The following is an 8,457-nucleotide window of genomic DNA, read 5'->3' on the forward strand; positions in this document are numbered from 1 at the left end:
GAGTTTCAACCGCTGCTTCACCACTGGCGGTGTCACGAAGAAGGCCGCGGCAATCGCCTCATCGCCCTGACCTTTCTCGCGCAAAGCCACGAAGGCGCGGAACTGGTCGAGCGGATGCAGGGCCACACGCTGCATGTTTTCCGCAAGGGAATCGTCCTCGGCCAGGATGTCGGACGCAGCATCGCGCAGGATGCAGGGAATGGGCGTCGTCTTGGCCAAGCGCTTTTGCTTCACCAGCAAAGCCAGCGCTTGAAACCGCCGCCTGCCTGCGGGGATTTCATACATGCCGGTCTCGGTGCCATCGTCATTCAACATCGCCCGCACGCTCAAACCCTGCAACAGGCCGCGCCGCGCGATATCTTCGGCCAGTTCCTCGACGGACACGCCAGCCTTGATGCGGCGCACATTGGACTGGCTGAGCAAGAGCTTGTCGAAAGGGATGTCCTTGGATGCAGACAGGGTAATTTTTGAGGCAGATTTCGCCATCAGATATTCTCCATAACGGGCGTCGGAAGCCACTCTCCCGATCTCACTTCCCGTCAAACCCTTCACAGCCCTTCTCTTGCTCTCAACATGTCCACCGCGGTGGACATTCTTGGGATGCGGGCTCAACACGAGAAAGCCTCTGAAGTATCAGAGATGGATTAAATTCAGTTTCTCGGCGACCGAGTGTGATGCTGTGGAAGTATGCTCCAAAGTCTCGGATACGGTTGCCGAGCTGTAGGATTATGAAGATTGCGCAAGATGCTTTCTGCGATCCTACTTTCCTTGCAGCCTTTTCGAAGATTGTTGCATGTATGCCCATCATTGGGGCGAGTGTTCGGGCATGGCTTTCAACTTCGAGCCAGTTTCTAAGTGAATTAGTGGCGAAAGACGTGGCTTGGTCACATACTGTTGTTAGGGTTATCAGTGTAGGTGTTTCACTTACGCCTGCGCTTTCTAAATCTATTTGTTCTTTTTCAGACTTAGAATGATGCCGGACATTTTGCCCGTCATTGGCGGACAGTTTCGTAGTACTGGGCGCGTCCACCGCGGTGGACATCTGCTTACATTGAACATCCAACTTGTTCAGAACCGCACGAAACTCCGTGATTGATAGCTTCCTCCGAAGAACCCGTCTTACCTCACAAAGGAGTTTGTTCTCGGGATCTGAATCCTCGAGATGTGCAAGTCTGGTCAGGATTTGCTTTCGCAAGAATACGCGATCACGGCGTGCGTTTTCCATCTCTTGAGCCGCTGTAAGTAGTTCGCTGGCACGTGCCAACATTGGAGTAAGTGATAGTCCATAGCTGATGGTTTGGCCGTCGGATGACTTTACTCGGTATCGCTTGCGATTTGGGCTGTCTTGGCGCTTCATGAATCCGAGTTCTACAAAGCGATCAATGTGCCTACGGAGGGTTCGTTCATCGATTCCGCCTATTCGCCGGCAGATCTCGTTGTTAGAAGCGAATACCGTGTCGCCATGCCCAGGCTTGAGAAAGCTTAGCATCGCTTGTAGCGTTTGGACATGCCCAGGGCGAAGACCAAACAGGCTACGAGTGTCTCTGAGCGCGCGGAAAATAGCCCAGATGTCGGTTTCAGGTGTGGACGTGGGGACGATGTCCTTTTGGACGTCCGAGGATTGAACGGAAAACTTTGTGAATGCCATGTTTGTTGAACGACGACCGTTGTGGCCCATAACTTCCCCGGCTCTTCCCGCAGTTTAAGGCGTGAAAAGGCAATAAAAAGACGTCCACCGAATCGGTGACTCTTGACGGGTATGTCGGAGATTGCTACATATCAGGTGCTAAACAGATGATGAGGGCTCTCCGGGGGAAACCTTGGGGGGCTCTTTTCTTTCTGGCCTTCGCCTCTCTCCTCTGCTCGTGTTTGCAATTGTGGCTGGGGATCAGGTCCCCGAGCCTCTCTCATTCTGCCATTGTTCAAAAAGCTGTTGCAGGGTTGTTTCCGCGCGCTCTTCGAGCCAGTAGCCGAATTCTGGGTTGTCCTTGCGAGTGATCTTGATGGCGATCGACTTGCCGTCGACCGAAAGTATACCTACAGGGCTACCACTTTTGTCTTTCACTACTGTCGTTTTGCCGCTGACGCTCTTGTTTGCCGTACGACGCGTCTTGCTGGAACAAGCGACGTAGACGGCTTGAAACTTGTCTGAGCTCGGAGTGGTCTCGGGAAGGGGGTCAAGTATCTCCCGCGCAATTTCGAGAAGTGGCACCTTCTTTGAAAGAGCGGCCAAATCACCCCACTGCCGTCGACCTACGCCATGAGCCGGGCCGATAAGTCGAACAAGTTCTTCGGGAAGCTGGTCGATGACTACACGATGGTTCGATACGCCTTGCCGCGTTAGGCCCAAAGCGTCCTGAATCACGCTTGACTTGTATCCGGCTTCCTGCATCTCTTTGATAAAAAGAGATTTTTCGATAAATGAGGGGTCTAGGCGTAGGTTATTCTCCTGGCCCTGAGCAATGAGCGAGGCGTCGTCATCGAGTGTTCGAACGATTGCCTTGACTGTGCCGCCAATTTTACGAACGGCTGCAAGCCTGCGACGACCGTAGATGATACGGTATCGATCAGGTTGGTCCGAGGGTCGAACCATGATCGGTACCTGCTGACCATGTTTTAGAATGCTCTCGGCGAGATCATCAATGCTTTTGTCTTCCAGGATCAGGCGATCCCGAAGGCCATCCATGTCGATCTGGTTGGGCTCTATGTCTCGGATTGAGTTGGCAGTGATTTCTCGGAGAGAATCCCGCAATCCGCCAACAGAGCCGGGTAGTTTTGTGGACTTGACCGGAGCAGGCGAGGGTGCTGCCGACTGGTCTACGTTTTTCTGAGGTTGGTTGAAGATGTTTCTACCCATCAGCGACGCCCCCATGCCATCTGGATTGTTTGCTCAAGCTCATCAGCAACGCTGTTTACGCTGGTCAAAGCCCGATCAATCGTCTTCCGAATAAGCTGGCCCGGATCCACCTCGTAGATAGTTTGCTGCGTCATGCCAGCGTCAGATATGGCTGTCGATTTCAGCATCGGCTCAGTCATGACTTGGCCCGCGAGGATCGAGCGTAGGTACCCAGCCATTTGCGTTTGTGGACCGTCCGATGGCTCGTAGCGTGTGATCAGGAACTTCACGAAGTCCCAAGTAACTTGCCGTCCGATCGCTTCTTCGACGGCTCTGACCGTTTCCGAAGCAAGTTTGAGAAATTGGCTCATTGATGCGATGTCAAGCATGCCGGGGACGACAGTCACCAACAGGCCAGTCGAAGCGGCCAATGCCGTCAATGTCAGGAATCCCAACTGGGGGGGGCAATCGATCAACACGATGTCGTAGTCGGAATCGACCTCTTCCAAGGCCAACGCAAGACGTTCCGCGAAAATCGGCTGAACACGACGCGCAAGAGCGTTCGCTGTCTCGGTCTCGTATTCGGACAACATCAAGCCGGCGGGGGCCATGTCGAGCTTATGGAAGTATGTCTTCTGGATTACCTCCGAGAGTGGCACCTGACCCTCGTATCTTAAGGCGTCATAGATCGTGCCGCCGTCGGCAAATTCAAGCTCGGGCCGGAAACCGAAAAAGGTTGTCAAACTGGCCTGAGGGTCGAGATCCAGCACGAGCACACGGTAACCGCGGAGGGCATAGCGGTGTGCCAGGTGAATCGTCGCCGTGGTCTTCGAGCTGCCGCCCTTGAAATTTACAACCGATATGACCTGAAGGCGGTCGCCCTCTCGGCGACCGGGTCGATATGCATCGGCGTTTTTGCCTGTCCGCGCCAAAATGTTGCGGAGTTCTTCGACTTCCTCGGCAGTGTAGAACCTGTGACCGCGACCGTCAGTATGAACTTCAGGGAAACTACCGTCCTTGTGACGATTCCGCAGGTTTGACGTGCTAACTCGCAGCAGCTCAGCAACTTCGGTGGAGCTGAAGCGGCGCAATGTTTTGCGTTCTTCAGGTTCGTAGGCAACCTTCATCTGCCGATCAAGCGACTCGGCCAAGCTGTCCGCAAACGCTCCTATGTCCGAAGAGCCTATTCCTTGCATGTAGCCTGTGTTTCTATCATCCATACACTGCCGCCTCTTCTGGCCTTTGCTAAGGCTCTCTATCATTCTGACGGTCGAAGCTGCGTCTGACGCATTCAGCCGTCAGTATGGAAATGCCACGAACGTTCGGCTCCGGCAAGAAGAATCTAAATGTAGTGTGAAAGTTATCCACACCACCACCGCCCGAACACGCCACAGAATCTTGATAAAATACTGAATTGAATAAAAAATGACTGCACAAAGTTCGACTTGTTTGTCTTACTAGATTTTGCTCATCCGGACAAACTCTGATCCTTGATTGGACATTTTGCTGAGTAAAAGCCGCGTGTGGTGGTGATTCTGAGAGCTGATGGTCGAGCAGGACAGATCGGTTTCGTGCCATAGGCGCCTACAATAGACCCAGCCGATCGGCTCGCTCCAGCAACATCTTCACCGACGACGGCTGCCAGCTTGTCCTCCCACGCGGTGTCCGCTCGCGCATGGTTTCCAGCCGGGCACAGATGGCTTGCAGCGTGATGTCTGGATCCGCGCCCTTGATGCCCGCCACGATGGCGGGCAGACGGTCATCTCGCGCACGCAGGCCCGCGCGATCAATCACGGTTGCGGGCAGAAACCCGTCGCGCACATACGCCTTCACCGCGCGCAGCAGACGGCTTTGGCTCCAGCGCCGCGCCTGGGGCAGGGGGCCGTTGATAATCCGCAGCACGTCCTCCCACGCCAGTCGGACCTTGCGCAGGGCAGCCGGATCACGCGCGCGCAGGCCGGGGTTGCCGCCAATACGGCCTTTGGTCCGCGCACTGGCCAACCCCGCCTTGGTGCGTTCGCGGATCAGCGCGCGTCCAAATTCCGCCGCAGCGCCCAGCACCTGCAGCGTGAATTTTCCCTGCGGGGACGCGGTGTCGATCGGGTCCTGAATGGAGCGGAAGAAGGCACCCTTGGCTTCCAGCTGCTCAATCACCTCTAGCAAATGCGACAGCGACCGCGCCAGCCGGTCGATCCGGACCACGACCAGCGTGTCGCCCTTGCCAACCCGCTCCAGCACCCGCGCAAGGACTGGCCGTGCGCGGTTCCCGCCCGAGGCCTGTTCTTCGTGAATCTCGACACAGCCCGCTGATTTCAGCGCCTGCGACTGGGGCAGGGGGGTCTGATCCTCGGTAGATACGCGCGCATAGCCGATCAAGGGCATGAAATCGTGCCTTTTGCAATTATGTATGCGACTAATAAACGACCGAATGCGCGGTTTGGGAAGCCGTCGATACCTCTCCTGCGTCACTGAACAGCGTCAGATGATGAGAATAGCGTAGTTATTCCCATCATGAAACTCTGGAATATGAGGAGAAAATCTGACATATTCCCCTCATGGATATCTGGCAAACACCGGCTTGGCCAAACTTTCGGCATGATGCGGCGGCAACCGAAGGCCCGCTTGCAGATTTTTCCGCCCGTCTTGGGTCCATCACAGGGTTGCAGATGGCTTTGAGCGCGGAAGAACGGCGCGAAACCTTTCTGCGGGCGGTGATCAACGAAGCCGTTGCCAGCTTTGCAATCGAGGGGGCGGTCCTTCGTGCGGAGGATATCGAAGCATCAGTCGTGGCATCCCTGGCCCATCGGGGCGCAGAGCCACAACGGCGCTCAGACGCCATTGCGACCCTGATGCTGGAAGCCAGAGAAGGGCAGGGGGCTTTGTCAGAAGATCGTCTGTTTCATTGGCACGAGCTTCTGTTCCACGGCGTCGATCTGGAAGATAAGGGACGGTGGCGCAGCTTCCCGATCGTGATCGCGCGTGGTGCTAGCGTCGGCAAGGAAGAAGTTCTTTACTCAGCACCGCCACAGGACCGCGTGGCTTCTATGATGCAAGAGTTTTTGACCAGCCTGAAATCTGACTCTCGCCCGCCGCCGGTTCGTGCGGCCCTAGCCCACCTTTGGTTTGAGTCGATTCACCCATTCAGTGATGGGAATGGGCGGATTGGCCGCGCTCTTGTCGAATATATCTTTGCGCAGGATGCCGCCTTGCCGTTTTCTCTGTCGCGCCAGATCGAGACCGATAAACAGGGCTACTACCGGGCACTTCAGGCTGGGCGAAAGGCGGTTGGTGATTATATTGATGGCACACCATTCGTCCTATGGTTCCTCGATCGCCTGACGGCCGGGATAGTCGAGGCCGAGGCCGAGGCTCGGTTTTTGGTCGTGCGCAATGGGTATTTCATGCGCTTTGCGAACCTTCCACAACGGGGCGAAAAGGTATTGCGCCGTCTCTTCGCCGAAGGACCTCGGCGCGTATCTGAGGGTATCAGTGCTGGCCCCTATGCTAGGATTGCTGGTGTCTCTCTGGCGACAGCGACACGTGACTTGGCTGAACTGGAAGCAATCGGAGCAGTGAGCCGAGGGGCTGAAGGTGGCAGATCAACGCGGTATCTCCTGAGTATTTCCTAGAGATTGGCGTCAATGAAGGCGTGTCTCAGCCGCTTGGCGGCTGGCGCTCGTATGTCGGAGGCAAAAGCATAAATTCACAACCCCGCTGCTTTGGTCAGGTTGACGCGGAAATGGTCGCGCCTGCGCTGGTAGCGCCGCGTCATTTCGGCGCTGGCATGGCCCAGTTGCTTCTGGACATAGCGTTCATCCACTTCGGCGCTGCTGGCCAGACCGGCGCGCAAGGAATGCCCGGAATAAAGCTTCATGCCGTCCGCATCGGGCAGGTCGGGGCGCAGGCCTGCGGCCAGCACGCAGGTCTTGATCAGCCGCGCGATGTGTTTGTCATTCAGCCGCATTTCGCGCGTGCGCCTGCCGTCGCGGGTGACGCCGGTGAATACCGGCCCGAAACTGATGCGCGCGAAATGCAGCCATTGTTCCAGCGCATGGACAGGGCAGGTCTGCTCAGATGATCCGCGCCCGATTTCCACCTCGCGCCAGCCTGTCTTGCCGCGCAGGGTGACCAGCGCTCCGCCGTCCAGAATATCGACCCAGCCGCCGCTGTCCATTATGTCATCCTTATGCCGGTCAAGGCTGACGATTTCCGCGCGCCGCAGCCCGCCTGCAAAACCGATCAACAGAATGGCACGGTCGCGCAGGCCCCGCAGATCATGAGGCAGGGTGGCCAGCATGGCGCGGATATCATCGGCCATGATGGCGGCTTTCTGCACTGGCGGGCGGGCATGTCTGCGCCGGATACCGGCCAGCACGCGCGCGATATGGCGGTCCTTGCGATCGAGCGGGACGCCGCGCTGCGCATAGCCCCAGACCAGCCCCGACAGGCGCCGTTCAATCGTGGCCACCGACAGCGCCATCGCCTTGCCCTGTGGCGCGGCCAGATCGGCAATATAAAGCCCGACCAGCTCCGGCGACGGGGGCAGGGGGTCCGCACCGCGCATCCGGCACCAGCGCGCGAAATGCGCCCAGTCCTTCGCATAGGCTTTGAGCGTGTTGTCGGACGCGGCGGCGCTTGCGTAGTCGCGGGCGGTATCGACCAGCCGATCCAGTGTTCCGGACGGCGCGACCTGCGCGGGCAGGGCGATGGCATCGCTTTTTCCTTGCGCGCTCTCGTCATGCTGAGTCATCTTGATCACGCCCATGGATGCTGAGATCGATTTCTCGCGTTCTGACATCATTTTCCCCGGAAATCCGCAAATTCTGCGAGAATGCTGCAGCCTATCCCTATATGTCCGATAATGCAATATTATTGGACATAGTGGCAGGCTGCAAGCAGCGGCAGTTTACGCGCTATTCTTTCGAAGAAAGCGCCGCGCCGATGTAGGCTCCAAGCATGACTTTTGCCCGGATCAATCCAATCGATCACCTTGATACGCTACCCAGAATGCCCGCCTGGGTCACCTCGGCGCGGGCCGAAACTCTTGAAGATGTAGCGTTTTTGTCGGGCGCGGCGCTCGCTCACCTCCATCTTGTGGTTGCAAGAGAGGACGTGCCCCACGCCTTGTTGCGAGACCGGTTGGCATTGCGCGCGGCAGAGGCTTGTGTTGCGTTTTCCGGGCGGCCGGAGAGAGTAGGAGAGTTGCGCGACGCGGGCCCGGCGGGCATTGCCAAGTTGTTTACGCGGCGTGACTTTGCTACGAGTTGAGGTATGAAATTACCGACGTCCATGCGGTGCCTGAAGGGCTTTCGTTTTCCCCGCGAGATTGTCGCCTACGCTGTCTGGGTGTACCATCGGTTTGCGTTGAGCACGGCGGATGTCGAGGATCTGCTTGCCGAACGAGGCGTCATCGTGAGCCGTGAAACGATCCGTCTCTGGGTCAACCGGTTTGGCGCGCATTTTGCCGCCTGCATCCGTCGGGACCGTCCCCGCCCAAATGGCATCTGGACGAGGTTGTGATCCCGATCAACGGGGTGAAGCACTGGCTCTGGCGGGCGGTCGATGCCAACGGCGACACGCTTGATATTCTCGTGCAGACGCGTCGGAATGCCAAAGCTGCC

General features: G+C 57.2%; 7 protein-coding genes and 2 pseudogenes. 3 read left to right on the plus strand and 6 right to left on the minus strand.

Annotated elements, in window-relative coordinates; translation table 11 throughout:
* From PUT78_RS22175 to PUT78_RS22195, 5 genes are all read right to left on the minus strand, one after another.
* Positions 1-486, minus strand: a 486-nt coding sequence (locus PUT78_RS22175; RefSeq protein WP_274354432.1) for a ParB/RepB/Spo0J family partition protein, incomplete at its 3' end; no start/stop codon positions are given.
* Positions 487-568: 82 nt separating this feature from the next.
* Positions 569-1,678 (minus strand): plasmid replication protein RepC, encoded by a 1,110-nt coding sequence (gene repC / locus PUT78_RS22180; RefSeq protein ID WP_337994718.1) that lies wholly within the window; start codon positions 1,676-1,678, stop codon positions 569-571.
* Positions 1,679-1,888: 210 nt separating this feature from the next.
* Positions 1,889-2,857 (minus strand): plasmid partitioning protein RepB, encoded by a 969-nt coding sequence (gene repB, locus PUT78_RS22185; protein ID WP_274354427.1) that lies wholly within the window; start codon positions 2,855-2,857, stop codon positions 1,889-1,891.
* Positions 2,857-4,056 carry a plasmid partitioning protein RepA gene (gene repA / locus PUT78_RS22190; RefSeq protein WP_274354428.1) on the minus strand — a complete coding sequence of 400 codons (1,200 nt, stop codon included), beginning with the start codon at positions 4,054-4,056 and terminating at the stop codon, positions 2,857-2,859. The genes repB and repA overlap by 1 nt, the downstream gene beginning before the upstream one ends.
* Before the next feature lie 364 nt (positions 4,057-4,420).
* Positions 4,421-5,218, minus strand: coding sequence for a recombinase family protein (locus PUT78_RS22195; protein ID WP_274354429.1), 798 nt, complete (start codon positions 5,216-5,218; stop codon positions 4,421-4,423).
* A gap of 173 nt (positions 5,219-5,391) precedes the next feature.
* Between PUT78_RS22195 and PUT78_RS22200 the strand changes: the two genes are divergently transcribed.
* Positions 5,392-6,465, plus strand: a complete 1,074-nt coding sequence (locus PUT78_RS22200; RefSeq protein WP_274354430.1) for a Fic family protein — start codon at positions 5,392-5,394, stop codon at positions 6,463-6,465.
* 74 nt (positions 6,466-6,539) lie between these two features.
* On the opposite strand, the gene PUT78_RS22205 is transcribed toward PUT78_RS22200, so the two are convergent.
* On the minus strand, positions 6,540-7,637 hold the full coding sequence (locus tag PUT78_RS22205; RefSeq protein ID WP_274354431.1) for a tyrosine-type recombinase/integrase: 1,098 nt from the start codon (positions 7,635-7,637) through the stop codon (positions 6,540-6,542).
* A gap of 155 nt (positions 7,638-7,792) precedes the next feature.
* Between PUT78_RS22205 and PUT78_RS22210 the strand changes: the two are divergent.
* Together PUT78_RS22210 and PUT78_RS22215 are read left to right on the plus strand one after the other, a co-directional pair.
* Positions 7,793-8,086, plus strand: a pseudogene (locus PUT78_RS22210) (DUF1403 family protein); the annotation flags it as partial.
* A gap of 21 nt (positions 8,087-8,107) precedes the next feature.
* A pseudogene (locus tag PUT78_RS22215) lies at positions 8,108-8,457 on the plus strand (IS6 family transposase); the annotation flags it as partial.

Origin of the sequence: Roseinatronobacter alkalisoli (genome assembly GCF_028745735.1) — a bacterium.
In the GTDB taxonomy this organism is placed as follows: domain Bacteria; phylum Pseudomonadota; class Alphaproteobacteria; order Rhodobacterales; family Rhodobacteraceae; genus Roseinatronobacter; species Roseinatronobacter alkalisoli.